This window comes from Streptomyces soli, assembly GCF_003999195.1.
Lineage (GTDB): Bacteria > Actinomycetota > Actinomycetes > Streptomycetales > Streptomycetaceae > Actinacidiphila > Actinacidiphila soli.
On record NZ_RJVR01000106.1, the window covers coordinates 1 to 25,445 of the forward strand.

Here is a 25,445-nt window from a genome sequence, read left to right on the forward strand (position 1 = left end):
GGGAACGGACACCCCCTCGACCGCGCCAGCAGCAGTCACCTCGCCCGCCTCGAACTCGCCCTCACAGCATGACAATTACGAATTAGCCACCAAGATCGGGCAACGTCCTGGCCGCAACGAGCACCGCCCCCACCGAGCACGCAACCAACTACCTCCGGGCGCCGACCAGCAGCCCATCACCGTGCACGACCTCGAAGTCCGCAGACTCCTGCGCACCCGCATCCTCGGCGGCGCCATTAACGAGTACCGCTATGCGGCTTGACCTGCAGCGACGACTTTCCGAGCCCCACAGGTTGCTAGGAGAGGGCCTTGTACCCGCCCCAGCCGGTGGCGATCTGGGTACGGGACCCGAACGACCCCTTCCCGTCACCGTAGTTGCGGTACAGCTTGCCCGCGCTATCCCGGACGACGATGTCCGCCTTGCCGTCACGGTTGAGGTCGCCGACACCGACGACGGCGTTGTACGTGCCGCCCCAGTTGCCGAACACCTTGGCGCGGGCGCCGAACGTGCCCTTGCCGGTGCCGTTGTAGCGGTACAGGGTGTTCGAGGTGTCCTGGACGACCAGGTCGCCGATGCCGTCACCGTTGAGGTCACCGGTGCCGACGATCTTCTTGTAGCCCTTCCAGCTGTCGTACAGCTTCACGCGCGCGGACAGCTTGCCCGTGCTGGTGCCCTTGTACAGGTACACCGCGCCGGTCGAGGCGTTGCGCGCGATCAGGTCGGGCCGGCCGTCACCGCTGATGTCACCCGGAGAGGTCAGCACGTCGTACTGGGTCCAGCCGCTGGTCGCCAGCGTGGTGTACGACGTCGTCGGCTTGAGCGCCGCGCCGCAGCCCGGCTTGTACAGGCGCAGGGCCCCGCTGCTGTAGCGCACCAGGACGTCGTTGCACCGGTCCCCGCTCAGGTCGCCGAACGGGACCGCCTTGACGCTGGTCGCCCAGCCGCTGCCGCTGACCTTGCTCGAGAACGTCCCCGTGCCCGTGCCCCTCTGGAAGGTCAGGGCGCCCGAGGAGTTGAGGGTCAGCAGGTCGCCAGTGCCGTCCGGGCCGTCGGGGCTGCCGAAGTCGTGCCGTACCGGTGCCCCGTTGTTGAGGAAGCCGCTGCCGGTTGCCACGGTGGTGGCGGTGGACGTGTTCAGGCCCGTCGCCTTCAGGGTCCAGGTGAACCGGCCGTTGGGGAAGCGGGCCCCGCTCGCGGTCTTGCCGTTCCAGCCCGCCGAGACCCGGGCGGCGCTCGCACCGCCGGTGACCGAGCGGCTCGCCTTACCGGTCTCGCCGCTCTCCACCGAGGTGAAGGTGAGCGACCAGGAGCCGACAGGGCGGGACAGCAGCCACGAACCCGTCCAGGAGTCGGCGGTGGAAGGCGCGGCGTAGCTGTCGGCGCTCGAGTCGAACGCGGTCAGGGCGGACGGGGTCACGCCGGTGGTGGCGACGTGAGTCTGCTCGAACGCGTCGAACCAGGCGACCAGGCCCGTGTACTCGTCGACCGTCCAGCGGTAGCGGCGGTCGGCGGCCAGGCCGGTGTCCGGGACCTTCGCGGCGACCACGCGGGTGGCGCCGGTGGCCGCGTCGGTGAGGACCAGCTCGTCGGCGGCGTGGTCGTGGCGGACGGTGAAGCCGTCGCCGAGCAGCACGTCACCGGGGGCCACGGCGGCGGACGTGCCGGCCTTGGTGTCGTACACGCCCGCTGAGGCCGTGCCGCAGGCCCAGTACAGCCAGCGGCCCGCCGCCTGCAGCTCGGTCGGCACACAGCTGGCGCCGGGGACCGTGACCGTGGTGAGGGTCTTGTCCGTGGTGAGGCTGTAGGAGGTGACCTGGCCGGCGGTGGCGGTGGCGCTCCACAGGACGGGCCCGTTCAGGGCCGCGGCGCGGACCGAGCGCTTCAGCTTCTGGCCGTAGCCGAAGTGGCCCACGTACTGCATCGGGGCGGAGCCGCCCGAGTTGTAGACCGCGTAGTCGTCGGACACGTCGACGATCGCGCCCTTCTCGGTGCCGAACTCAAGGTCGGGAACGCCCGAGCCGTCGCCGACGCGGGCCACCCGGTCTGCGTCCGACAGACCCGATCCGCCCTCGTCGGCGTCGTAAAACGTCTCGAGGTAGGCGTCCCGGGGGGCGGTGACCTTGTTGCCCCACATCGCCGAGCAGGAGGTGCCCGGGTACGGGCACACGGCCGAGACCTTGTCGCCGGCCGTGGCGTCGGACGCGGTGAGCGTGGTGCTGCCGTTCGTCGTCAGCGTGCGCACGGACGTGGCGTCCATAGTGCTGCTGACGGCGGGGTCGCGCTCCGCCACGCGCAGGCTGCCCCGGCTGAGCGCGAGGCCCGTCTTGGGGTTCTCGTACGGCGGCACCTTGGCCACCTTCTCCAGCCGCGGGATGCCGTCGGCGCCCTGGACGACGCGCTGCACCCACCAGTCGGTGGTGCTCGTGCCGCCGGTGACGAGGGCCGAGCCGTCGGGGGCGGCGACGGGGTCGCCGTACGAGCGGGTCAGCAGGGTCTTCGTGGTGCCGTCGGTCAGCGAGACGGCCGTGACGGGGCCCCGGTCCGCCACCAGGACGAGCCAGTTCCCGACGAGCACAGGGGAGCCGGCCGTGCCGTTGCCCGCCACCGTGACCGTCTCCTCGGCGGCGAGGTCCGCGCGGGACCGGAGGTGCAAGCCCGCGGCCGGGGTGTACCAGCCGATCCGGTCACCGGAGAGGGAGAGTGACAGCCCGCTCCCGGCGCCGGAGAAGACCTGGGTGAGCTCCGCGGTGGCGAAGTCGAGGTAGTGGATGTCGAAGGTCGCGGCGCCGGTCGAGTCGGCGGCGCCCGGGTACGCGAGCAGCGCGCCCTTGGCGTCTCCGGTGCGCACGGAGGTGACGCCCGTCTTCCAGACCTTGTCGGCCGGGCCTCCGGTCACCACGCGGGTGCGCTGCTTGCCGTCGACGTAGTCCAGCAGTTCCAGCCCGGTGCCGGGCCGGGGCGAGCCGTCGACGCTGGTGTTCTGCTCGGCCGCCACGACAGTCCCGCCGTACGTGCCGACGTAGTCCAGCCGCGGCATGTCCAGCGTGCGCAGCGTGCCGCCGTCCGCTCCGCCGGGCGTCCACAGTGAGACGGGTTCGGTGTACGACCGGTGCGGGAGCGCGACGGTGTCGGCGCCCTGTCCGAACGTGCCCGAGGGGCAGGTGGCGCTGATGTCGTAGCAGCTGGTGGTGGTCGGCTGGTACGGCTGGCCCGCACCGGCGTTGCCGGGCGGGGTGGTGACGGTGGTGGTGCCACCGTCCTCGTAGTTCGTCCAGAGCAGCCCGGCTCCACCGGCCTGCCGGTGCAGGAAGCCGGTCTCGCCGGCCGCGAGCACGCGGTCCGAACGCGTCGTTTCCGTGCGCGGGTCCTGAAGGAGAATCTCCGTCGTTCCCGCTGTCTGTGCGGTGGCCGCGCGGGCCGGCTCGCCGCCCCCCGAGACCACGGTGACGGCCGCGACGGCGACCGAGAGTGCGGAGACAGCGACGGTCAGACCGCCCCGTCCCAGGGCATGTCTGCCCACGGTGAGAGTCCCTCCCGGCGAGGGCCCCCTGCCCCCGCCCAAGTAAGCGGACTTTACCAGCCTCTTGCCATTCTCTTACCAGGAGCCTGGGTGTTCACGTCGTCGGCCCCACGCCCCCGGCGGCTGCCGGGCGGCCGTCACTCAGGAGACTCCTCGTCGGGCGACTCGCCCTCCTCCATCAGCCGCTCGGCGATGTCGTCCGACCAGTGCTGGGCCCAGGCACGCAGGGCGGTGACCGCCGCGTCGTCCAGGCCGTACCGGGTGAAGTCCGTGCCGGTGAGACGGGACTGGAGCGTGGGCAGGTCGAAGGGGTCGTGGGCGTGGCGACGGCCCAGCTGCGCGCAGAACATTGCCACCCCTCAAAGCCGCTTCTATCCGGCTGGCCCAAGTAGTCGGCCCGCGGCACCTGGCCGTGCGGACCGAGCCATGCGTGCGGTGAGGCTGGCGTGGGCACCATGCACGCCATGGCCATTGACGAGGACCTGCAAGCAGCACTCCGCCTTGCTCAGCAAACCGGCGTGTTAGGGCGGGCTTACGGACTTGAGCCGTTACGCCTGCAACTGCGTCGCCTCAGCCGAGGGCGGTTGGGCCAGCACAAGGGCTGGCCCAACCCTGCATCAGACCCATCCATGCGGGCTTGGGCCAGTCTCAGTTCTAGTCTCGATTGCTGCTCAATCCGGTGCGGTACGCGCTCGTCCGTGGACGTTCGGTATGGCGCCTGACCTGCAGCGCGAACCGACTACCGGATGCCCCTGGACCCCTGTGGAACAAGACCGGACAGCTCGTAATGCGTAGGTCTCGGGTTCGAATCCCGAAGGCGGCTCCATGGTGAACCCCAGGTCAGGACTCTGAACTGGGGTTTTTCCTTCTTATTGACCATGGGAAGTGTGCGTGTGAGGGCTTTTCGACCTACGCATTCCGATGCGTAGGTCGATGGTTCACTCTGTGGAGTTGCTTGTGGCGCCGCTGGGCGTGAATGCCCCTTGAGCTGGACTTTCTTCATGGAGGCTCGGCTGTCGAGGTGCGGCGGGTGGGCTGTCGGCAGGCCAGGGGAGCGCGAGGGGAGCGCATTGGTATTGACGCACCATCAGTTCTGGGTCTGGTGGTGCCCGGTAGCGGTTGGTTCTGGCTGCGCCGACTGCCGTCTGCGTGGCGCTAACCAGCCCGGTACGTGCCAGTACAACGAGTGTGGTCGGTGTGCATTTGGGTTCGCCGTGCGTGCCCGGCTCAGTTGTCGACCTCAGCCAAGAGCCGTGATCCGTGCTGCCCCGTCACCGCTGCCAGGTGCGCTCCGCTCTTGCCGGTGCGGTTCAAGGGTGTCACGCCATCAGACACCCACACACCCAACAACGTGACAACGCCAACCGGAGGTAAAGCTGTCCACGATCGATGTGCAGGGCCTCTGCGTAGGAGTCTGACCTCTGCGGGGTGTGGTCGTCGACGATCACGGCTTGCCGCCGTTGCCGGGCGGGGACTTTTCCTCGTTGGCGCGGGCCGCCCGGTGGATGCGGCGCAGCTTCAGCGCGAGGGCCAGCGCGAAGGCGCCGAACAGGACAGCGGTAATGATCAGCCAGCGGCCGAGATAGATGTCGTAGGAGAGTCCGGTGGCGCCCGGGTAGGGGCTCGACAGCTGGAAGGCGAGGGGGAACCACACCAGCAGCAGCAGGCCGGAAAGGAACGCCGGCACTCGCAGGTAGTTGATCAACGGAACGGCCGGCACGGCGTCGCCGCGATGTCGCAGGACGGAACGCGCCGAGAGATCGGCGAGGGAGTAGAGGGGCAGCAGGATCAGGTCGTGGAGGATCGCCGCCCCCACGAACCAGATCGCCACTTCGAGGGGCCGCGTGGCGAACAGCCGCACGCCGGCGTACGCGGTGACCGCGAACGAGCAGATGAGGACCAGCAGGTGCAGGGGATTCGCGCCGTACCAGCGGGCCAGGCGGGCCAGGCGGGTCATGGTCACGTCCTGAAGGTGAGCCGGTGCACCCACTTGGTGTTGTTCACACCGGGGTTGGCCGGGACGATGATGCGCGCCGGGTAGCCGTGGTCGAGCGAGAGGTCGGCGCCGTTGACCCGCAGGGCGAGCAGGGCACGCGGGTCGTGGATCTGGTTTCCGCGCAGCATGGCCGAGCTGTAGGGGCCGGGAGGCTGCACGGATTCCACCAGGACGCTTCCGGCGTGGGAAAGACCGGCTAGGGCGGCGAGGTCGGCGAGACGCAGGCCGTTCCAGTGCTGGTCCTCGGTGGACCAGCCTTCCACGCAGGCGATCGGCAGCGCGGCCGCGTGCCGGGGCATCGCGAGCAGTTGCCCGCGGGTGAAGACCAGGGCCGGTCCTCGGCCGTGCACTTCCAGCCGCCAGGCGGGGCCGACGAGAGCCGGGGTGACGCTGACGGAAGCGGCGGTCTTGTTGATCTGGAATCCGTTCGACCCGCTGCCCGGATTGCGATTGTGCGGGGCGAGCAGAGCGGTGCTCCGCAGGCGGCCACCGATGCTTTGGCCCACGGTGACCACAAGCAGGGCCAGCGATCCCGCCCCCACCAGGCCCACGGCGCCGCGCCGTGACATGGTCGGGGCCGCCGGCGCGGCCGGTACCAGACCGTCGGGGTCCGGCGGCTCGGGCCGCGTGTGGGCGACGTCGGTGCGCAGCTCCGTGAGCAGGTTGCGAGAGCGTAGGGCGCGTGTCATCCGGCCGAGCTTGAGGCACACATGGACACTGAACGCGGCGATGAATACCCACGCGCCGTAGAAGTGCAGGGTGTAGAAGGAGCCGGGGAAAATGTAGAAAAGCTGGATGTTGAAGATCCCGGTCACGAACTCGAAGATGGCCCCGCCCACGAGCAGCAGGAGGGACAGCCGCTCCAGGCCGTGCGCGAGCGACCGCACCGGCAGCCACTCGAAGAGTTTCGGGATGACCGACCACAGCTTGGCCAGCAGTACGGGTACGAGCACCACGCCGAGCGTTACGTGAATGCCCTGGGTCAGCCGGTAGAGCCAATACGGGTGGGTGGGCCAGTCGAACAGGTAGAAGCCCAGCAGGCCCTTGTCGGGGGTCTGGTCGTTGAGCGGGCCCAGATCGGGGTTGTACGCGGCGTAGGAGAGCGCGCCGGTCACGAAGAGCACCGGGATGCCGACCAGCAACACCAGGCCGAACACCGACGTCAGCCACGGACCGCGGATCGGACTGCGCCAGAACCCGGGCCGAAAGGGCCCCGGGGGCGGGGGCGTCTCGCTGATCCGCCCCACCGTCGTCTTCATCCGTGCTGCCGCGGCTGCGGCGATCTGCTGGAATCGCCGCCGTGAAGGCGTGTCGCCGTCTTTCGAGGGCTTCGGTGTCCCCGCTGAACCGGAGGCCGAAGGTCGTCCGCCGTTTCCCACCAACCGTCTCCTCCGCACAGGACCGCGCCCTGGGCGGGGTGCAGGCGGCCGCGATCACCTTGCTACTCATAGACCGGGGTTCCGGTCGGAGCTCTCAGCACCACCGGCGATCGCACTGCGTACCGCACAGATTGCACTCGTCCGGGCGTATCCCGGCGGCCGCGGGGTCGGTGATCGCCATGCCGGTACCGGCGGCCTGTCCGACAAGGACGGTCGTGGATCGCTCGGCGGCGTCAGCGGCGTGTGAAGATTCCGCTCATGGGCGTGGGGAATGCGACAGCGCTGCCTTGACCTCGTCCCAGCGCGCAGCCTGCAGGGGGTGAGGGTGCCGCCAATTTCGGCGAGCTTGAGGAAGTTGGCCTCGGCGGCGGAGGTGCGGGTCTGGGCCTCGGCGCGGTAGTGGTCGTCGACGAGAGCGTCGAGTTCGGCGTCGTTCATGACGGGGGTGATGCGCTCGGCCAGATTGTTCATGTCCCGGTAGGAGCCCTGGAGCCGGAAGGGCGGTTCGGTGCGGGAGGCGTCGGACTGGGCGGCCGAGGCGATGTACGCGCGGTTGACGGCCAGCACGGTGCGCTGGGCGTGCAGCAGCTTGGTGAGGACGGCGAGGATGCCGTCGAGCTCCGCGGGCGGGTACCGGTGGGTGAGTTGATCGGGGTGAGTGAGTGGAGTCAGCGCCACGGGCCATGCCGGCCGCTGTGGGGCAGGCCCCGTCGCGACGTCAGCGGAGCCGCGACGGTCGTCGCGCGGGTGGGGTCCTTCGTCTTCGCGGCCTACTACACCGGCCTCGACGCGGTGGCGGGCATGTCTGCCGGTACGGTCACCGACCACGGGGCGACCTCAGCGGTGGGGCCACTGTTCACGAGGGGCGACGCCCTGGGCCATACCGGTGTGTACGCCCTTGCCGTCGCCGCTCTCGCCACCTGTGCCGTGCCGTTCCTGCGCCACGGTGCGCGAGTGCTTCCTGGGGGCGTGATTCTGCTCGCGGCCTGCTGGTCGTTCTACGACAGTCACATCTTCCGGCCCAAGGGCGTGTTCACCATGTTGGGCTACGCTGTCGCCTTCGGCCTGCCGGCCCGGGCGGCGAGCGCGGATACGCCGAGTGCCGCCTGAATTCCTTACGGACCGCTGACGACCGGGCACGGAACACGCCGCGGGGCGGCGGGGGTCCGTAATGTCGGCCTCATGCTGGTACTTGTCACTGGAGGAGCGGGCTTCATCGGCTCGCGGGTCGTCACCGCTCTCACCGCGGCGGGGCACGACGTTCGGGTCCTGGACGCACTGCTGCCCGCTGCGCACCGTACGGCGCCGCCCGTTCCGGAGGGGATGGAATGGCGGCAGGCCGATGTCCGTGACCGGGCGGCGGTCGAGGAGGTCCTGCGGGATGTGGACGCGGTCTGCCATCAGGCCGCCATGGTTGGGCTGGGCAAGGACTTCGCCGATGCGCCCGACTATGTGGGGTGCAATGACCTCGGTACGGCGGTGCTTCTGGCGGGCATGGCGCGGGCGGGAGTGCGGCGGTTGGTGCTTGCCGGGTCGATGGTGGTGTACGGCGAGGGGCGGTACGAGTGCGTGCGGCACGGGGTCGTGCGGCCGGGTCCGCGCCGGGTGGCGAGTTGGACGCCGGGCGGTTCGAGCCGCCGTGTCCGCGGTGCGGTGAGCCGCTGGCGCCGGGGCTGGTGGATGAGGAGGCGCCTCTCGATCCGCGCAATGTGTACGCGGCGACCAAGCTGGCCCAGGAGCACCTGGCGGCGGCGTGGGCGCGGGCGGTGGGCGGCTACGCGGTGTCCCTGCGGTATCACAACGTCTATGGTCCCGGGATGCCCAGGGACACTCCGTACGCGGGGGTGGCATCGCTGTTCCGGTCGGCACTGGCTCGGGGTGAGGCGCCGCGGGTTTTTGAGGACGGCGGTCAGCGGCGGGACTTCGTGCATGTACGGGATGTCGCCGCGGCGAACGCGCTGGCACTGTCAGGGGCGCAGGATGGTCCGGAGGGCGCTCTGCGGGCGTTCAACGTGGGCAGTGGCGAGCCGCACACGGTCGGCGAGCTGGCGGCCGAGCCGGCCCTCGCGTCCGGTGGGCCGGCGTCGGTGACGACGGGGGAGTACCGGCTCGGGGACGTCCGGCACATCACGGCGTCGTCGCGGCGGCTCCGCGACGAGCTGGGGTGGAAGCCGGAGGTCCGGTTCGCGGAGGGCGTCGCGGAGTTCGCTACGGCGTCGTTGCGGGGCTGACCGCGCGAAAGGCGCAGAACCGTCAGACGGCGGCGGGGAGGCGTACTTCGAAGCGGCAGCCGCCCGGGACATTATGGACGGCGGCGTGGCCGTGGTGGGCCTCGACGATTCCGCGGACGATGGCCAGTCCGAGCCCGGCGCCTGCCGGGGGTGTGCGGGCGTCGGTGCCGCGCCAGCCGGTGTCGAATACCCGGGGGAGTTCCTCGGGCGGGATGCCGCCGCAGCCGTCGGTGACGGACAGCACGACGGAGTCGGCCTCGCGGTGTGCGGCGACGGCGACGGTGCCGTCGGCGGGGGTGCGGTGGATGGCGTTGACGAGGAGGTTGGCCAGGACGCGGGTCATCTCCCGGCCGTCCACCTCCACCGGTACCGGCTCCACGCCCCGGCCGACCAGCGATATGCGGTGCTGCCGGGCGAGTGCGTCGGCGCCCGCGATGGCGTCGCCCACGAGGTCGTACACCGACATGCGGGCGGGCATGAGCGAGAGCACGCCGGCCTGGATGCGGGACAGTTCGAAGAGGTCGCCGACCATGGAGGTGAGCCGTTCCACTTCGGCGCGGATCTGGGTGTGGTAGCGGGTGGGGTCGGCGGCGACGCCGTCCTCCAGGGCTTCGGTCATGGCCCGCAGTCCGGCGAGCGGGGTGCGCAGGTCGTGGGAGATCCAGGCGACCAGCTCGCGGCGTGATGCCTCCAGGGCGCGTTCGCGTTCCCGGGACTCGACCAGTTTGGTGCTGGTGGCGGCGAGTTCGCGGCCCAGTTCGGCGAGTTCGGCGGTGGGCGCGTGGCGTGGGGCGGCGAAGGAGTCGCTGTCGCCGAACGCCCGGGTCGCGGCGGTCAAGGGCGCGGCTGCCCGCGACCACTCTGCGGCCGAGCAGCAACGCCATGACGAGGGAGATGACCGCCGCTATGGCGCACACGGCCGTCACCACGCCCAGGTCGTGGCTGGACAGGAACATCGCGCGGGCGACCGAGAGCGTCCCGGCGAGCATCGCCCCGACGGTGACCGCCGCCACCACGGCCAGCGACACGGCGACCGAGCGGGCGCGCAGCAGCCACAGTGCGACCGCACCGAGCAGCCCGGCGGCCACGGCGCCGAGGGCCGCGTACGCGAGGATCAGCAGCAGGTCCTGCATGGTCGGGGTCCTCCGGTTGCTGGGGTTACCGGGGTTGCGGGGGTGGGTCGAAGCGGTAGCCGGCGCCCCATACGGAGCTGATCAGCCGGGGCCGGGCGGGGTCCTCCTCGACCTTCTCGCGCAGCCGCCGGACGTGGACGGTGACGGTCGACAGGTCTCCGAACTCCCAGCCCCAGACGCGTTGCATCAGCTCGTCGCGGCCCATGACCCGGCCGGGATGTTGGAGGAAGAAGGCGAGCAGGTCGAACTCGCGCATGGTCAGGGCGAGCTCGGTGCCGTCGAGGGTGGCGCGGCGGCCGCCCGGTCCAGGGCGAGTGGGCCCGCGCGCAGCCAGGCCCGGGCGGCGGGCCCCTGTTCGGCGGTGCTGCCGGCCCGGCGCAGCACGGAGGTCACCCGCAGGACGAGTTCGCGCGGGCTGAACGGCTTGGTGACGTAGTCGTCGGCGCCTACCTCCAGCCCCAGGATGCGGTCCTCCTCGTCGGCGCGTGCGGTGAGCATGACCACGGGGACCGGGCCTTGGCCATGCCGGATCCGGCGGCACACCTCCAGGCCGTCCATGCCGGGCAGCATCAGGTCCAGCACGACCAGGTCGGGGCGTACGGCAGCGGCCCGGGCCACGGCGGAGGGGCCGTCGGCAGCCCGGTCCACCGTGAAACCGGCGCGGTCCAGGTAGGTGGCGACGACCTCCGAGACGGTCGAGTCGTCGTCCACCACCAGAACGCGGGCCCTGGGTACTGCGATCGGTGCGCTCACGTCGTCGAGTCTCGCACCGGGGATGCGCCGGGGCGGCCCGCGCCTGCGGACGTCCGCGTTTCGTAAGGACCAGATTCCCAAAATGTCCCTTTCGTGTTCGTAAGGTGTGAGGGGTGACAGAGACTTCTCCGCCTCCTGAAGGCGTCGCTCCTGCCGGATCCCTCGTCGATGTCGTACTGCCGTGCCTGGACGAGGCCCCGGCCCTGCCCTGGGTGCTGGAACGCATCCCGCCAGGCTGGCGGGCGATCGTGGTCGACAACGATTCCACCGACGGCTCGGCGGAGCTGGCCGCATCGCTCGGCGCGTACGTCCACGAGCCCCGCCGGGGCTTCGGCGCGGCCTGTCACGCGGGGCTGCGGGCTGCGACTGCGGACGTGGTGTGCTTCTGCGACTTCGACGCCTCGCTGGACCCGGGCCTGCTGCCGTCCGTCGCCGGACCGGTGCTGGACGGCGCCGCCGATCTCGTACTGGGCAGGCGGCGGCCGACCGTGCGCGGTGCCTGGCCGCCGCACGCGCGGCTGGCCAACCTGGAACTGGCCCGTCTCATCCGTCGCCGCACCGGCCTGCGGCTGCACGACCTCGGCCCGATGCGCGCCGCCCGCCGCGAGGCGCTGCTCGGTCTCGGCCTGACCGACCGACGCTCCGGCTACCCGCTCCAGATGCTGGTCCGGGCCGCCGACGCGGGCTGGCGGGTCCGCGAGCTGGACGTCCCGTACACGCCGCGCGTCGGCCGTTCCAAGGTGACCGGGACCTTGCGCGGTACCTGGCACGCGGTGCGCGACATGCGGGCGGTGCTCGCCGAACCGGCTCGGCCGCAGCGGACGGCGTCCCCGGCCGGAGTCGCCCGGTGACCCCCGCGATCCGGGGCGCGGCCCCGGCGGGCCCGGTGACCTTGCTGGTCATCGCCAAGGAGCCGGTGCCCGGCCGGGTCAAGACCCGACTCACGCCTCCGTACGCTCCCTGGCAGGCCGCCGCCCTCGCCGAAGCGGCGCTGGCCGACACCCTCGACGTGGTGCTGCGGGCCCCGGCCCGGCGCCGGGTCCTGGTGCTCGACGGTTCGCCGGGCCCCTGGCTGCCGCCCGGCTTCGAGGTCGTTCCGCAGGTGGCTGGTGGCCTCGACGAACGGCTCGCGGCGGCCTTCGCCCGGTATGACGACGGCCCCGCGCTGCTGGTCGGGATGGACACCCCGCAGGTCACCCCGGAATTGCTGGCCCCGGCCGTGGCGTCCGGCAGGTGGGACGGCTGCGAGGCCTGGTTCGGCCCGGCGGCCGACGGCGGCTTCTGGACGCTGGGCCTGAGCGAGCCCGGGCTGGCCCCCGGGCTCATTCGGGGTGTGCCGATGTCCACCGCCCGCACCGGGGAGATCCAACGGCGCCGTCTGACGGACGCGGGCCTGCGGGTACGCGACCTGCCGCCGCTGCGGGACGTCGACAACGCCGTTGACGCCGCCGAGGTCGCGGCGGCCGTACCGCACTCGCGCTTTGCGGCGGCAGTGGGCCGGTTCGCGGACAGCGCGGCGAGCCGGGTACTGACGGACGCCGTTCGGTGAGCGGCACCGATCTCACCGAACTCGCTGAGCTTCCGGCCGATCCGGCCGGGCCGTGGATCGACGATCCGTACGGACATGCGCTGCGCACCGGGCGCGGGCCGCTGTTCCTTCGGCGTTCCGACGGCTGGTTGCTGCCGCTGGAGGTGGAGCGCTGGTGCGCCGAGCCGGACGCGACCGATATCACGTTGTTCAGCCGTTGCCGGGGTTCGGTGCTGGACATCGGCTGCGGTCCCGGGCGGTTGGTCGCCGCTCTCGCCGGGCACGGGCTGACGGCGCTCGGCGTGGACGTCAGCCCGGCCGCTGTCGCCCGTACCCGGGGCGCGGGCGGCTCGGTGCTGCGGCGTTCGGTCTTCGACCGCCTTCCGGCGGAGGGACGCTGGGGCACCGCCCTGCTCGTCGACGGCAACATCGGCATCGGCGGCGACCCGCACGCCCTGCTCACCCGGGTCCGCCAACTCATCGCCCCCGGTGGCCGCCTGCTCGCCGAGGCGGCCCCGCACGACGTCGACGAACGCCTCACCGTCCGCGTCCAGGACGCCCACGGCCACCACGGCCACGACTTCCCCTGGGCCCGCCTCGGCCCGACCGCCCTCCTGCGCACCGCCACTCTCACCGGCTGGACCCCGGTCGACCAATGGACCGCCGACGGCCGCACCTTCGTCGAGCTGTGGGGATGACGCCGGCCGGGCCCCGCACCGCTGGTCGCGGTGAGTTCGGCACTGTCCGGCCGGGGGCTGCCCGGCGGATCCTGACCGGATCCGTCACGTGTCCCGGGCCCGGCGGCCGGGAGGGGCCCAGCGCACAGCACCTCGCGGCGCTGCTGACCACGCCCGCCCGGCAGCCCCCTCACGCGGGAGCCCCGACGCCCGGCGACGCCATCCACAACCATTGGCCAGGGGTGTACTTGCCCCCGGCCATCACCGTCAGAGCCGCGTCTACGCCCGCGCTGCCGACCGCCAGTGTCCGGCCCACGTAAGCGCACGCCGGCGCTGTGGCCGCCCGTGCCCCAGGGCCACGCCGTCCGGCTACTGCCGGTCGGGGCGGGGAGGGTCCTCGGGGGCAGGCCGCCCGGCAGTGTCCGGTCCGGGGGACGTGGTCTCCGGCGCGGGCGTGACGGTTCGCTCGGGCAGGTTCGCCGGTGCGTCAGCCGCAGCTGACCGGGGTGACGCCTCGGCACAGTGGGCGGTCGGCCTGTGCCGGAGGATTCGTCGTACGGCGTGCCAGGCCAACGCGAGGGCGGCCACCGTGCCGAGGGCGATGACCAGGTTCCGTCCGTAGCCCAGCGGAAGCACCGAGGCGTTGGCCGGGCGCCCCGGCCGTAGCAGCGTGGGAGGGCCACCGCCGTGAGGCAGGCGGCGATGATCAGGGCGCCCCGGACGGAACGCCGAAGCCGGGGCGGCAGCAGCGCGCCGGCGGTGAGGGTGGCAGGGACCAGCACACCGTCGTGCAGTAGTACCGCACCGACCAGCCACCACAGGACGTCCAGCGGCTTCTTGACGTGCGGGTCCGTCAGGAGGACGGCGCCCAGCGCCATCGCCGCGACCCCTGCCGTGCCGACTGTGACGCGCAGCGCCTTCATCACAGCACCTCCAGGCGTTCGACCCATTTGGTCTGCAGAACACCCGGCCGGTTCGGGGCGATGATGCGGGCCGGGAAGCCGTGGTCGAGGGCGAGGGTCTGCCCGTTCAGGGACAGGGCGAGCAGGGCGAGCGGGTCGCGGGCGTAAGAGGTGCCCATCTCCATCACCGCGTATGCCCCGTGCCGCTGCATCGACGTCACACGTACGTGTGCCCCCGGCGGGGCACCGGCGCGGTCCAGGAGGTCCGTGATCCGTACGCCCGTCCAGTGCGCGTTCTTGCTCCAGCCCTCGACGCAGGCGATGGGCAGGACCACGAAGCGCTGGCGCATGGCCCGCAGTTCGTCCAGCGTCAGTTCGTACGGGCGCGGGCCGTCCACCCGCAGCCGCCAGCCCGGCAGCCGCTCGGCAGTGATCCCGGCGGCGGCCGCGGCGCGATTGACCGGCAGGCCCTGGGGTCCGTGGTCGGGGTGGCGGGGCGCGAACAGGTCGAAGTCCTTGAGCGGGGTGACGGACTGCCCGACCGTCGTCAGCGTCACCGCGCCGACGGCCGCGCCCACCGCCGCGACGAACGCCCTCCGGTCCGGGCCGTCGGCGTCCAACTGGGGGCGCTGCCAATGGGCGGCGATCTGCGGGGCCTTGACGGCGATGTGCAGCAGCAGCGCGCCCACCGCGACCCAGGCCAGCGCCCAGTGGGTCGGCCTGAAGTTCCAGGGCCACGGATACCACTGCAGGGTGTTGAGCAGCCCGGTGAGCAGCTGCAGCAGCACACTGCCGACCAGCACCCCGATGGACAGTCTCTCCAGCGCGTGCACCACCGACCGCACCGGCGGCCACTCGAACAGCCGCGGATACACCGTCCACAGCTTGGCGAACAGCAGGGGGATCGCCGCGATGCCGCTGGCCACGTGCAGGCCCTGGGTGAGCCGGTAGCCCCAGGACGGGCGGCTGGGCAGCAGGTTCGCCGCCCATCCGGGCGGTTGTTGCAGGTAGTGGCTGATCAGGCCGGTCACGAAGGCCGTCAGGATCGCCGCGCCGAGCAGGCGGCCGATCACCGTGGCCGTGCGGGGGTCGTGCAGGCGCCCCTTGAACACCGGACGCGGCGGGCGTGGAAGGTGCGCAAGGCCTGGAGGGCGGCTCGTGTCCATGCCTCCATCACACCGCGCCGCACACGCTGAGCAGGGCCTTGAACACCTTACGGAATGCGGACGTCCCGCCCCGCCTGATCGCTTCCGGGTGCGCGGGGCTGGCACGGTGGCGGCGTGGGAATCCGTACACGCGTCTCCGTCGTCGCCGCCCTGCTCGCCGCCCTCACCGCAGCCGTTGCCCTCGCGGTCCACAGCGGCGCGATCCGTGCCGACCCCGGCCGCATCCTGCTCTGGTACGGCATCGCCTGGGCGCTGTTCGCAGCCGCCGCCTGGGCCGTACGCAAGGTGCCGGTCCAGGCCGCGACCGTGCTGGTCCTCCTCGGCGGCGCGGCCGTTGCCGTCGCGGCGCTCACCGCGCCGCCCAGCACCAGCAGCGACATGTACCGCTACGCCTGGGACGGCAAGGTGCAGGCCGCCGGGATCTCCCCGTACACCTACCCGCCGTCGGCGCCGGAGCTCGCCCCACTGCGCGAGAGCTGGCTCTTCCCGCCGCAGGCCGCCTGCCGGGACCACGACCTCGTGCGGAAGCTGGAACTGCACGCCGCGGACGGCGTGTGCACCCACATCAACCGCCCCACCGTCCACACGATCTACCCGCCGGTCGCCGAGGGCTGGTTCCTCGCGGTGCACGAGCTGTCCCCGGCCGGCAGCGGCCACAAGGCCCTGCAGACCGGCGGCGCGGTGCTGGCCATGGGCACCACCGTCGCGCTGCTCGTCGTGCTGCGACGGCGCGGCCGCGACCCGCATGCGGCGGCGCTGTGGGCCTGGTGCCCGGCCGTCCCCGTCGAGGCCGTCAACAACGCCCACATCGACACCCTCGGTGTGCTGCTGACCGTCCTCGCCCTCGGCACCGCCACCGCCGGCACCCGGCGCGGAGCACTGCTCGGCGCTGCCATCGCCGTCAAGCTCTACCCGGTCCTCGCCCTGCCCGGCGCCCTTTCCGCCCTCCGGCCCCGCCAGGCCGCGCGCGTCGTGGTGCCCGCTGTCGCCGTCATCACCCTCGCCTACCTGCCGTACGCCCTCGCCTCCGGCGCTGGCGTCCTCGGCTACCTCCCCGGCTACCTCCAGGAAGAGGGCTACGACTCCGGCAGCGTCCACCGCTTCGGCCTGCTCCGCATCCTCCTGCCCGACGCCGCCGCCGGCCCCGCCGCCGTGCTCCTGCTGCTGCTCACCGCGCTGTACGTACTCCGCCGCGGCGATCCGGACCGGCCCTGGAGCGGCGCCCTCCTGGTCACCGGCACCGCCCTGCTCCTCACCTCGCCCGCCTACTCCTGGTACGCCCTCCTCATCGTCGCCCTCGTCGCCCTGGACGGCCGCTGGGAATGGCTCACCGTCCCCGCCGCAGGGGCCACCCTCTACGTCGGCGGCGCGCTGTGGCACGTACCCCTCCAGTCGCTGTCGTACGGGGCCGCCGCGCTTGCCGTGCTGGCCGGTGCGGCTGTACGAGGCCGCACGGCATCGGGCCGGGCGGCGTCCGGCGGGGTCGGTGTGCCTGCCATCCGCCGCGCGCTCGCCAGCGAGGAGCAGGACGCCTGACAGAGCGCCTCGCCGGACGGCCGACGAGGCGAGCCGAGCCGAGCCCGAGGCAACACGATGACGATCGAGGAGTGGCTTCGTTTAGGTCTAGCAGCAGCGTTTGGACGCCGGGTTGGGCAGCAGTTTGGAATCTTGGGTCTCGTGAATGTTCGCGAGAAATGACGTCACCGCATGGGGACGCCTGGGAGATGAGTCTCGCGGCGGTGACCACGGCCTGAACAGGCGGTGCAGGCCTGCGTGATCTATGAGACCGTCCTCGATGTCCTGAGGGGCTGACAACGATCGTTCCCGTGCGTCTCCAGTCGGCATTGCTTTGTTGGCTTGCTACAGGCGAGCGCCTGGGGTGCCGTCAGCAGGGTGGTCACTGGACTGGGACACGGTACGTAGCCTCCAGAACATGTGGTCACGTCGACGTCCTGGCATCCCCGGTTGTATGGAGGTGACGCCGAGGCCGTGCGATAGAGGACGGCAGGGGAGCGCAAGGGGAGCGCGGACGCCTTTGGACCTGCCATCACGAGGCATCACGAGAGAACGTGGCTCATGCGCTGTGATCAGGTAATACGGGATGGGGCAGCCTTGGGCGGCACGGCGCGGCATGATCGCTTTCGTACTCGTAATGCGTAGGTCTCGGGTTCGAATCCCGAAGGCGGCTCCATGGTGAACCCCAGGTCGGCCATTTGACCTGGGGTTTTTCCTTTCGGGTGACCTTGGAACCTGGGTCAATCGGGCACGTGCGACCTACGCATCGTAATGCGTAGGTCGGAGGTGTGGTTTCTCTGTTGACGTGGGCGGTCTAAGCCTCTGAGCTGGTCTTTTGCCTATTCGGGAGGATGGATCAGGCTCGCGCAAAGGGTCCCGGTGGACAACCGGTGGACAGGCGTGCGTGATGCTCCATCAGGGGCCTGTCGCTGCCCGTGGGACGACGGATGAAATGGACCGGTCTTCGGCGGGACGATCGGCGTCGTCGGGACTGTCTGGTCCTGACAAGTCTCACCTCAGGTTTGGATCCTCGGCGACGATCACGGCCATGAACATCCGCAACCGCCGACGGCGCGGGGCAGGGGCATCGAAGTGGCGGCCGATAGGCCGCGTTGCCTGAGGTTGCGGCCGGACGCCAGGGCCGCCGGTTGGGTGCGGTGAAGTCGTAGAACAGGGCGCGTTGAGCGACTGGGGTACACGCGGATCGCGGCTTGCACGACCTTGCCGTCGGCCAATTCCCCGACCGCCGCGGACATACCGAAGAAGCTCTGGTCATGCCTCGGCGACGAGATTCCGAGCACCGCTGGAGGGACTTGGACGAGGATGACCCGAAGGGTACTCCGCCCGGCCCGTTGCGGGCGATTCTCGGTGTCTGCCCCGCTTCCGTCAATGGCCGCTGCGTCGGGGGTTCTTCTTCCATGGCAACCGCTTCGTCGGCGTTTCGGACCGGAGCGGAGATCCTTGGTACCTGGACATCATCCGCCAAGACGGGGGAGACGGTGACACTCGGATACCCGACCCAGCGGGGGGACGGTGACCCCGCCTGCTGCCCCACTGGACCAGTCACGATTCGCCACTTCATCCGGAGCGGTTCCCCTGTAGCCGCCGACACCGCGGCCCGCCCTCCGCGCCCGGGGCCGTGCACACCGCCATCGTCCCGGTACAGGTTGGGGCCCGGGACAGGAGCCCAAAAACATGGCTGCTCGTGCGCGGGGCGCTGATCTGTGGATATGCGCCACCGCGAGGGTGGAGGGACGGTCTGGGCTGGTACCGCTGGTGTCGGCGGCAGTCCTTGAGATCTCTATCGAACCCGGGGCGGTTCAGGTGCCACAAGTCGAGGGCCCTACCGCACCAAGGTCTCCCAACGGAAGCAACGTTGCGCTGTGGGCCGACCGCACAGGGACAGACCCGACAGCGCCTCGAACAAGAACACGCCCTCGTGGCGTAAGCATCGAGTGTCCAAGATCACGGGGAAGCTTCAGGGTGGCCTTCGTGACGGTCTTGTCGGAGGCCAGGGCCAGGTCCACGGCATCGCGCCTGAACTCGGCGGTATACCGCTTGCTGAAGTTGCTCTTGCTACTCACTACCTGGACTGCTTCCTCCGGGACCCGTCCGTCCCAGTATCAGGCTGTCCAGATCAACGGTGGAACTTCGGGGAACCTCACTGCTGCCGCCCACCCCGACCCGCCATCAGCAATCCAAACGATCACCCCACAGGCCGACCACAACCAAGTTGACAATGCCCTGCCTACGACTGTCGCGCCTGGCTCGGGCTGTCGCTGGAGGCGACGAGCTGTGCTGCCCAGCGGGCCCATTCCTCCTGCATCGCGGTGAGGCGCAGGCCGTATTCGAGGGTGAGCAGGCCGTTGGCGGTGAGCATGCCTTCCTCGGTCCAGTCCAGCGAGTCCCGCAGCTGCCGCAGCGCGGCGTGGTGGCCGGCGGCCCGTTCCGCCTGGTGGTTCAAAAACGCCAGGCGCTGCTGCGGGGTGAGGACGTCGAGGAAGAACACCCGCAGCAGCGTGTCACTGCGGCGGGGTTGTTCGGGCGGCGGGTCGGCGAGCCAGCGGTGCAGCTCGGTCATTCCCGTGTCGGTGAGCGCGTAGTCCTTGCGTCCGCGCGGCCCCTGGCCCACGACCTCCAGTAAGCCGGCGTCGGCCAGCCTGGTCAGCTCGCCGTAGACCTGACTCTGGGTGGCGGGCCAGACATGGGCCAGCGAGGTGTCGAACAATTTCAGCAGGTCGTACCCGCTGGCCGTGCGGTCGACCAGCAGGCCGAGCAGAGCATGCCGGAGGCTCATGACGGCACCCCACCTTCCAGTTTTCACAGGTCCACTACATTCATTCTACCTCTGATATGTCATACCTGCACCTTCCTAGATTGACAGATCAATCGTTGACCTTCTACTTTCGACCTATCGGACCTGAGACATGTGGGACTCGGGCCGTACGGACCGAAAGGGAACCCAGTCATGAGCTTCATGAGCTACTTGCGCGGATTCATCCCGTGGATCGCCTTCGGCGCCTTCTCCTCGCTGGGCTGGCAGTGGGGCGCGCTGATCGCCCTGATTCTCGGAGCGGTCCTGCTGCGCAAGCAGCGGCGGGCAGGTGCGGCCGCGGACGCGCTGGTCCTGGAGACCAGCACCGTCATCTACTTCGCCCTGCTGACCGCGCTCGCCTTCTCCGCCCCCCATTCGTCACTGGAGCACTACTCCGGAGTGGCGTCCTTCACCTGGCTCGCGCTGACGGCGTGGGGCACCCTCGCCATGCGGCACCCCTTCACCCTCGGTATCGCCAAGCAGAACACCCCGCGCGAGTTCTGGAACACGCCGCAGTTCCTGCACATCAACGTCGTCCTCACCACGGTCTGGGCGCTCTGCTTCACCGGCACCGCGATCGTCAACGCGATCCTCATCGCCGCCGGCAGCGGCACGCTGGCCACCACGCTCACCCAGGTCGCCGGGTTCGTTGTGGGCGCCGTGTTCACCGCCCGCTACCCCAAGATCATGCAGGCCAAGTACGCCGCCCAGGCAGCGGCGGCGCACGCCGCCAGCTGACGCCCCACCACAGACCCAGGATTGCGAAATGACCTCCACGGCTCCCCATCTGCTGGGTAACTTCGCCCCTGTGCCCGACGAGTCCACCGTCATCGAACTGTCCGTCACCGGCACCATCCCGCCGGCGCTGAACGGCTGGTACCTGCGCAACGGCCCGAACCCCCGCGAGGCCGCCTCCGAGCATTACTTCATGGGGGACGGCATGGTGCACGGCGTCCGGCTCGAGGGCGGCCGGGCCACGTCCTACCGCAACCGCTGGGTCCGCACCAATACCTTCGCCCATGGCGCGAAGATCTACGACGAGCAGGGCAACCTCGACCTCACCGCAAGCCGGGCCAACACCCATGTGGTCCGGCACGCCGGGCGCACCCTGGCCCTGGTCGAGACGTCCTACCCGTACGAGCTGGACTGCCGGCCCGGCCACGAACTGGACACCGTCGGGGTCTACGACTTCGGCGGCCGGCTGCGTACCCCGATGACCGCGCACCCCAAGATCTGCCCCACCACGGGGGAGCTGCACTTCTTCGGTTATGGCGGCCTGGCCGCGCCGTATCTGACCTACCACCGCGCAAACGCCGGCGGCGAACTCCTCCTGAGCCGACCGATCGACGTCGGCGCGCACACGATGATGCACGACTTCGCCCTGACCAGCGGCCATGTGATCTTCATGGACCTGCCGATCCTGTTCGACCTGGCCAAGGCGACCAGCGGCCGGCCGGGCATGCCCTACACATGGGCCCCCGACTACGGCGCCCGGCTGGGCGTGCTGCGCCGGGACGACCCGTTCGGCACCGTGCGCTGGTTCCAGATTGAAACCTGCTATGTGTTCCACACCCTCAACGCCCACGAAGAAGCCGACGGGCAGCGCCTGGTGCTGCATGTGCTCCGCTACGACTCCCTCGGCGACGGCGTCGAGCTCACCGGTCCGGCCACGCTGTGGCGCTGGACCATCGACCTGGCCCTGGGAACCGTACTCGAAGAGCAACTGGACGACCGGGGCTGCGAGTTCCCCCGTATAGACGACCGGCTGGCCGGGCTGCCCGCCCGGTACGGCCACGCCAGCACCGCCGACGACCCGCACGACCAGGGACGGGGCGGGGCGATCCACCGCTACGACCTAGAGCAGAACACCGTCACCAGCCACTTCTTCACCGAAGGACGCATCCCCGGTGAAGCGGCGTTCGCCCCGGCCGACGACCGTGCCGGAGGCCCCGGCTGGCTGATGACCTTCGTCTACGACCCCGCGACCGACCGCAGCGACCTGGTCATCCTCGGCGCGGACGACCTGAGCGCACCACCCACGGCCACGGTCCATCTGCCCCGCCGGGTACCCGCCGGCTTCCACGGCAACTGGCTGCCCGACACCGACTGAGCCCGGATCCACCGGCTTGATTGCGGTGTGATTGTTTCGGGGTCCTGCAGGCCGTGTCGGGGCTGGGCTGCGGATTCGGGCATGGGGTGGCCGCTGGTCTGCCCAGCTTTTCCACTTATCCACAGGTCTCGGGCTCTTTCGGGCAGGTCGGTCAGGGAGTTTCAGGGGGCTGGTGGCGCGTGCACGATGTTGAAGAGTTGGGTGAAGTCCCGGGCCTCTTGGCAGCTCGTGGGTGCGACTCTGTCCGAGCAGCACCAGGAGGACCTGTTGTCATAGTCTTTCGCGTTCGCGTCCACGAACTCCAACGCGCCGTCCCCAGCGTGTGACTGTCTCGCGCACAGGTTCGGCAACGCCGCGGACCAGCCGGACCGCTTCCCCTGCTACGGCTCCGACATGACGGAGGTGGGTGGCAGAAGCCGCGGGAGGCGCTACCGGTGCCGCCCCGGCTTCAGGGGCGGAGCGGCCGGCCGGAGCGGCCGGCCGCGGTCTTGGCCGCCCCGGCGGCTACGACCATGCCGGCCACTCCGGTGCGGTGCAGGTCGTCGTGCCCGCCGCCGTCCGAGGCCCAGTGGACGAACTCGTAAGTGGTGTAGGGGGCAGAGCAGGACCAAGGCCATGTCGACGAGGTCGGCCATCGCGTCGGACAGCGCGGAGGGTCCGCCGTGGGAGTCGGACTTGCCCATCGCGCTGACGCCGATCAGGAACACCCCGGTCATCAGCAGTTTGCTGACAACCAGGGTCGCGGTGGCGTCGATTCAGCCCCGTTGCCATCGCTTCGCGTGGTCGCTGACCTCGTGATGGGACACCGACAGGACAGGCGATTGTCGAGTCTTGACAATCACATCGTCCGGGGCGACCGAACGAGTTCCCGCGATGCCAGGGAGCCGGCAGGCGGGCACCACGCGGTGGGCGCGGAGGCATGTCGGTGGACAGCCGGTGGACGGATGCCTTTGGACGGTGCAGAACGCGGTGGCACAGCCCAACCCGGTGCGCCTGTCCTGATCAGCAGAAACGTCACGAGGCGGCACCACGCGGTATTAGGCAGCATGATCGCTCACGGTCTCGTAATGCGTAGGTCTCGGGTTCGAATCCCGAAGGCGGCTCCACGGTGAACCCCGGGATAGGCCTCTGACCTGGGGTTTCTTGTTTCGGTTGACCTTGGAATTCGGGCTAATCGGGCACTCTTGGCCTGCGCATCGTAATGCGTAGGTCTGCGGTTAGCCGTCAGCAGCCATTTCCTGGCGCAACGCTCTGACCTGTGGCTTTGTCACCGTTCGCCTTCCCGTCTCCGCTCTGAGGAAAGGTCCGGTGGCCATCCGGTGGCCATCCGGTGGCCAAACGTGCAGCGAGCGTGCAGCGGTCACTGCCAGGGCTCACGCCGCGCGGGCTGAGATGTTGTCGAGTTCCGACAACCATCTGGCGTGACTCTCCGAGACTAGGCTGCACCGAATGGAGGGCCATACTCTGCGCGCCGTAAAACGCCTTTGACAGGCCGTAGGATCCCGGCCGCTTACCTGCCAGGTCATCGACCCCGGCGCGTCCGCATGCCACGATCGTCGACGTAGGGACCCTGACCGACCGGAAGGACGCCATGCCTGCCTACGCCATAGCTCACCTGCGGGAGGCCGCCCCGCACTCGGAGATCGCTGAGTACATCGAGCGCATCACCGCCACCTTCGAGCTGTACGGCGGCCGCTTCCTCGTTCACGCCACGCAGCACGAGGTGAAGGAGGGCAGCTGGCCCGGGCACGTCGTGGTGATCGGCTTCCCCGGGATCGCCGAGGCGCGGGCATGGTGGGACTCACCCGCATACCAAGAGATCGCACCGCTGCGCTCTCGGCACATCGAGAGCGACATCATCCTGGTCGGAGGCGTCCCCGAGGGCTACGACCCGACTGCCACCGCAAAGGCGATGCGGGAGGCCCTGCCTGCCGAGTAGCCCTCGGGTTCGGGCCCGGCTCAGCAGCGCCCGGCCCTCCGCCAGCTCGCGGTAACGCTCGCCCGCGTGCGGCCTTCACGTCCGCTGCGAACTCGCCGTCCGCCACGCACACAGCCGATGCCCCCGGCCGGAAGAGGGCGCGATGGGGTTGCGAGAGCAGCTCTGGGGAACGAGGTGAGCGCCGATGGGGAAATACAGGGCTCTGGCCCGTGTTTGCGTGAACAATCTATGGCGGCTGCTTGAGGCTGGTGGGGATGCCTGAGCTATGCCAGGGCTCCGGCGATCGCGCCGATCAGGGCGGAGACCAGGGCGGAGACGAGGGCAACTCCTGCGGCTGCCAGGAGTCCCTTCCAGCCGGCCGGGGAGCGGGTGAGGCCGGTTAGGGTCAGGACGCTCATGATGGCGGTACCGGCTAGGACCGTCCCGAAGAGGGTCACGGTCAGCCAGCCGCAGAATGCAGCGACTCCCACGCGCACGTAGCTGTTGTTCGACGTGCGTTGCACCCGGCACCGCGGCCCCTGCTGTGAGCGACTGGGAGATGGTCGCGTCCAGATCCACGGTCTTGCCGTCATCGGACCGGAAGGTCCCGTCGCATTGCGTGTGGTGTTCCTTAAGGGCTCCGACCTCGCTACAGGAACGGACGATGAACAGGCCAGGGGTTCCTGCCCACCTCGCCGCATAGGACAAGTCCGGCACGCTGTCCAGGAGTGTCGCGCCCGCGCCTGCCAACAGAGCTACCACGAATACCGCTACGGCTGCTACCGCCTTGCCGCGTGAGGGTCCGGAGATTCTTCCGCCTCGGCCCGACATTCGCATCGCCCTCCCGGCCCCGCCCGTCGCTTGGACGGTCAGCTGGCGAACTCTACTCCTGCCGTCCCCGTCTCGTCGCCACTGGCACGGGCTGCGGTTCGCCCGCGTCCACGTCTGCACTGCAAGATCGCTCACGCGATCGCGGTCAGAGCCAAATACAGAGAGCCTCATCAGCCGATGGGGAAATACAGAGAGCCTCATCAGTGGTGGCGGCGATAAAAGGGAAGGCGGGAACCAACGGCGCGTTGGCAGGATGTCCGCGCTCAACATCCGACGGGAAAGGACCCGACGACCGTGGCTCGTGCCATCACTTTGATCCGCTCCGCCTCCCTGTCCGACGTCGCCGAGTACGCCTACGCGGCCACGGCGCCCGCTGAGTCACGCCTGATCTTCCTCGCTGGGGCGTGTCCGCTGAACGATGACGGCTCCACGGCAGCGATCGGGGACTATTCGGGCCAGGCAGCGAAAGCCATCGAGAACATGCAGGCTGCTCTCAATGCCTCAGGTGCGTCACTCCAGGACGTCATCAGTACACGGGTTCTCGTCGCATCGGCCCGGCGGGAGGACCTGGTGGCTGCCTGGCAGGTAGTCCGGGATTTGTTCGCTGACCATGACGTCCCCAGTACCTTGATGGGCGTCACCGTGCTCGGCTACAAGGACCAACTCGTCGAGATCGAGGCCGTCGCCGCCGTGCTCGATTCTTGAGCCCCATTGACACGCTGTGGCGGCCGAACGTAGCCGTGGACCGGGTCCGGTGAGCCGCGAGGCGACGCCGTTGGGCCCGGCTCTGGGTGGCGATGGGCCCAGCCCCTGCCCCGCGCGCCGACGTCGGCAGGTACCTGCGCTTGATCTCCACTGTGTCCGCGTCGAGCAGTCGGACTCCGCCGCAGCCCACCGCGGCACCCTCACGGTGGACTATCACGAACAGCCTGCACGGCGGGTCGAAATGGCCCTCGGGAGTGTCGTCCGG

General features: G+C 70.2%; 15 protein-coding genes, 1 tRNA gene and 6 pseudogenes. 12 read left to right on the forward strand and 10 right to left on the reverse strand.

Annotated elements, in window-relative coordinates:
- Window positions 1–262, forward strand: a pseudogene (locus tag EFK10_RS48515) (hypothetical protein); the annotation flags it as partial.
- Between the two features lie 34 nt (window positions 263–296).
- On the opposite strand, the gene EFK10_RS08825 reads toward EFK10_RS48515, so the two are convergent.
- The 5 genes and pseudogenes from EFK10_RS08825 to EFK10_RS52580 all read right to left on the reverse strand — a co-directional run.
- Entirely contained in the window at window positions 297–3,521 is a 3,225-nt protein-coding gene (locus EFK10_RS08825; protein WP_127355186.1) for an FG-GAP repeat domain-containing protein, read from the reverse strand.
- A 137-nt stretch (window positions 3,522–3,658) separates the two neighbouring features.
- Window positions 3,659–3,859, reverse strand: a pseudogene (locus tag EFK10_RS08830) (hypothetical protein); the annotation flags it as partial.
- Between the two features lie 1,106 nt (window positions 3,860–4,965).
- Window positions 4,966–5,478 (reverse strand): hypothetical protein, encoded by a 513-nt coding sequence (locus EFK10_RS08835; RefSeq protein ID WP_127355239.1) that lies wholly within the window; start codon window positions 5,476–5,478, stop codon window positions 4,966–4,968.
- A gap of 2 nt (window positions 5,479–5,480) precedes the next feature.
- Window positions 5,481–6,776 carry a molybdopterin-dependent oxidoreductase gene (locus EFK10_RS08840; protein WP_127355187.1) on the reverse strand — a complete coding sequence of 432 codons (1,296 nt, stop codon included), beginning with the start codon at window positions 6,774–6,776 and terminating at the stop codon, window positions 5,481–5,483.
- Between the two features lie 376 nt (window positions 6,777–7,152).
- A pseudogene (locus tag EFK10_RS52580) lies at window positions 7,153–7,550 on the reverse strand (hypothetical protein); the annotation flags it as partial.
- 93 nt (window positions 7,551–7,643) lie between these two features.
- Here EFK10_RS52580 and EFK10_RS08850 point away from each other — a divergent pair.
- Window positions 7,644–8,006 carry a hypothetical protein gene (locus EFK10_RS08850; RefSeq protein ID WP_206305369.1) on the forward strand — a complete coding sequence of 121 codons (363 nt, stop codon included), beginning with the start codon at window positions 7,644–7,646 and terminating at the stop codon, window positions 8,004–8,006.
- A 72-nt stretch (window positions 8,007–8,078) separates the two neighbouring features.
- Window positions 8,079–9,127, forward strand: a pseudogene (locus EFK10_RS08855) (NAD-dependent epimerase/dehydratase family protein).
- A 22-nt stretch (window positions 9,128–9,149) separates the two neighbouring features.
- Here EFK10_RS08855 and EFK10_RS08860 read toward each other — a convergent pair.
- Window positions 9,150–10,260, reverse strand: a pseudogene (locus EFK10_RS08860) (sensor histidine kinase).
- Between the two features lie 25 nt (window positions 10,261–10,285).
- A pseudogene (locus tag EFK10_RS08865) lies at window positions 10,286–11,013 on the reverse strand (response regulator transcription factor).
- Between the two features lie 113 nt (window positions 11,014–11,126).
- On the opposite strand from EFK10_RS08865, the gene EFK10_RS08870 reads away from it, so the two are divergent.
- From EFK10_RS08870 to EFK10_RS08880, 3 genes are read left to right on the forward strand one after another with little or no spacing between them, the layout of a single operon-like run.
- Window positions 11,127–11,864, forward strand: coding sequence for a glycosyltransferase family 2 protein (locus EFK10_RS08870; protein ID WP_127355188.1), 738 nt, complete (start codon window positions 11,127–11,129; stop codon window positions 11,862–11,864).
- Complete coding sequence (locus EFK10_RS08875; RefSeq protein WP_240677086.1) at window positions 11,861–12,562, forward strand: TIGR04282 family arsenosugar biosynthesis glycosyltransferase; 702 nt, start codon at window positions 11,861–11,863, stop codon at window positions 12,560–12,562. Before EFK10_RS08870 ends, EFK10_RS08875 begins: the two co-directional genes overlap by 4 nt.
- A complete protein-coding gene (locus EFK10_RS08880) occupies window positions 12,559–13,239 on the forward strand; it encodes a methyltransferase domain-containing protein (RefSeq protein ID WP_127355189.1) in 681 nt (226 codons plus the stop codon). Before EFK10_RS08875 ends, EFK10_RS08880 begins: the two co-directional genes overlap by 4 nt.
- A 901-nt stretch (window positions 13,240–14,140) precedes the next feature.
- Here the strand turns inward: EFK10_RS08880 and EFK10_RS08890 are convergent.
- Window positions 14,141–15,232 (reverse strand): molybdopterin-dependent oxidoreductase, encoded by a 1,092-nt coding sequence (locus EFK10_RS08890; RefSeq protein WP_240677087.1) that lies wholly within the window; start codon window positions 15,230–15,232, stop codon window positions 14,141–14,143.
- A gap of 168 nt (window positions 15,233–15,400) precedes the next feature.
- On the opposite strand from EFK10_RS08890, the gene EFK10_RS08895 reads away from it, so the two are divergent.
- A complete protein-coding gene (locus EFK10_RS08895) occupies window positions 15,401–16,822 on the forward strand; it encodes a glycosyltransferase 87 family protein (RefSeq protein WP_127355191.1) in 1,422 nt (473 codons plus the stop codon).
- A 570-nt stretch (window positions 16,823–17,392) separates the two neighbouring features.
- A tRNA-Thr gene (locus EFK10_RS47155) sits at window positions 17,393–17,477 on the forward strand.
- A 1,572-nt stretch (window positions 17,478–19,049) separates the two neighbouring features.
- On the opposite strand, the gene EFK10_RS08900 is transcribed toward EFK10_RS47155, so the two are convergent.
- On the reverse strand, window positions 19,050–19,598 hold the full coding sequence (locus EFK10_RS08900) for a PadR family transcriptional regulator (protein WP_127355192.1): 549 nt from the start codon (window positions 19,596–19,598) through the stop codon (window positions 19,050–19,052).
- 171 nt (window positions 19,599–19,769) lie between these two features.
- On the opposite strand from EFK10_RS08900, the gene EFK10_RS08905 reads away from it, so the two are divergent.
- The 3 genes from EFK10_RS08905 to EFK10_RS08920 all read left to right on the forward strand — a co-directional run bounded on the left by EFK10_RS08905 (window position 19,770) and on the right by EFK10_RS08920 (window position 23,665).
- Window positions 19,770–20,354 (forward strand): hypothetical protein, encoded by a 585-nt coding sequence (locus tag EFK10_RS08905; protein ID WP_240677088.1) that lies wholly within the window; start codon window positions 19,770–19,772, stop codon window positions 20,352–20,354.
- Window positions 20,355–20,382: 28 nt separating this feature from the next.
- Window positions 20,383–21,726, forward strand: a complete 1,344-nt coding sequence (locus EFK10_RS08910) for a carotenoid oxygenase family protein (RefSeq protein WP_127355193.1) — start codon at window positions 20,383–20,385, stop codon at window positions 21,724–21,726.
- A gap of 1,591 nt (window positions 21,727–23,317) precedes the next feature.
- On the forward strand, window positions 23,318–23,665 hold the full coding sequence (locus EFK10_RS08920) for a DUF1330 domain-containing protein (protein ID WP_127355194.1): 348 nt from the start codon (window positions 23,318–23,320) through the stop codon (window positions 23,663–23,665).
- Window positions 23,666–23,928: 263 nt separating this feature from the next.
- On the opposite strand, the gene EFK10_RS08925 is transcribed toward EFK10_RS08920, so the two are convergent.
- A complete protein-coding gene (locus EFK10_RS08925) occupies window positions 23,929–24,135 on the reverse strand; it encodes a hypothetical protein (RefSeq protein WP_127355195.1) in 207 nt (68 codons plus the stop codon).
- Window positions 24,136–24,769: 634 nt separating this feature from the next.
- Between EFK10_RS08925 and EFK10_RS08930 the strand changes: the two genes are divergently transcribed.
- Window positions 24,770–25,180: a RidA family protein gene (locus EFK10_RS08930; protein WP_127355196.1), complete on the forward strand. Its 411-nt coding sequence runs from the start codon at window positions 24,770–24,772 to the stop codon at window positions 25,178–25,180.
- Window positions 25,181–25,445 lie beyond the last annotated feature (265 nt).

What these genes read in the sequence shown, in the direction of transcription:
- EFK10_RS08900 (WP_127355192.1), bottom strand. Translation starts at nt 19,598, where the DNA reads ATGAGCCTCCGGCATGCTCTGCTCGGCCTGCTGGTCGACCGCACGGCC.
- EFK10_RS08910 (WP_127355193.1), top strand. Translation starts at nt 20,383, where the DNA reads ATGACCTCCACGGCTCCCCATCTGCTGGGTAACTTCGCCCCTGTGCCC.
- EFK10_RS08840 (WP_127355187.1), bottom strand. Translation starts at nt 6,776, where the DNA reads ATGAAGACGACGGTGGGGCGGATCAGCGAGACGCCCCCGCCCCCGGGG.
- EFK10_RS08920 (WP_127355194.1), top strand. Translation starts at nt 23,318, where the DNA reads ATGCCTGCCTACGCCATAGCTCACCTGCGGGAGGCCGCCCCGCACTCG.
- EFK10_RS08905 (WP_240677088.1), top strand. Translation starts at nt 19,770, where the DNA reads ATGAGCTTCATGAGCTACTTGCGCGGATTCATCCCGTGGATCGCCTTC.
- EFK10_RS08835 (WP_127355239.1), bottom strand. Translation starts at nt 5,478, where the DNA reads ATGACCCGCCTGGCCCGCCTGGCCCGCTGGTACGGCGCGAATCCCCTG.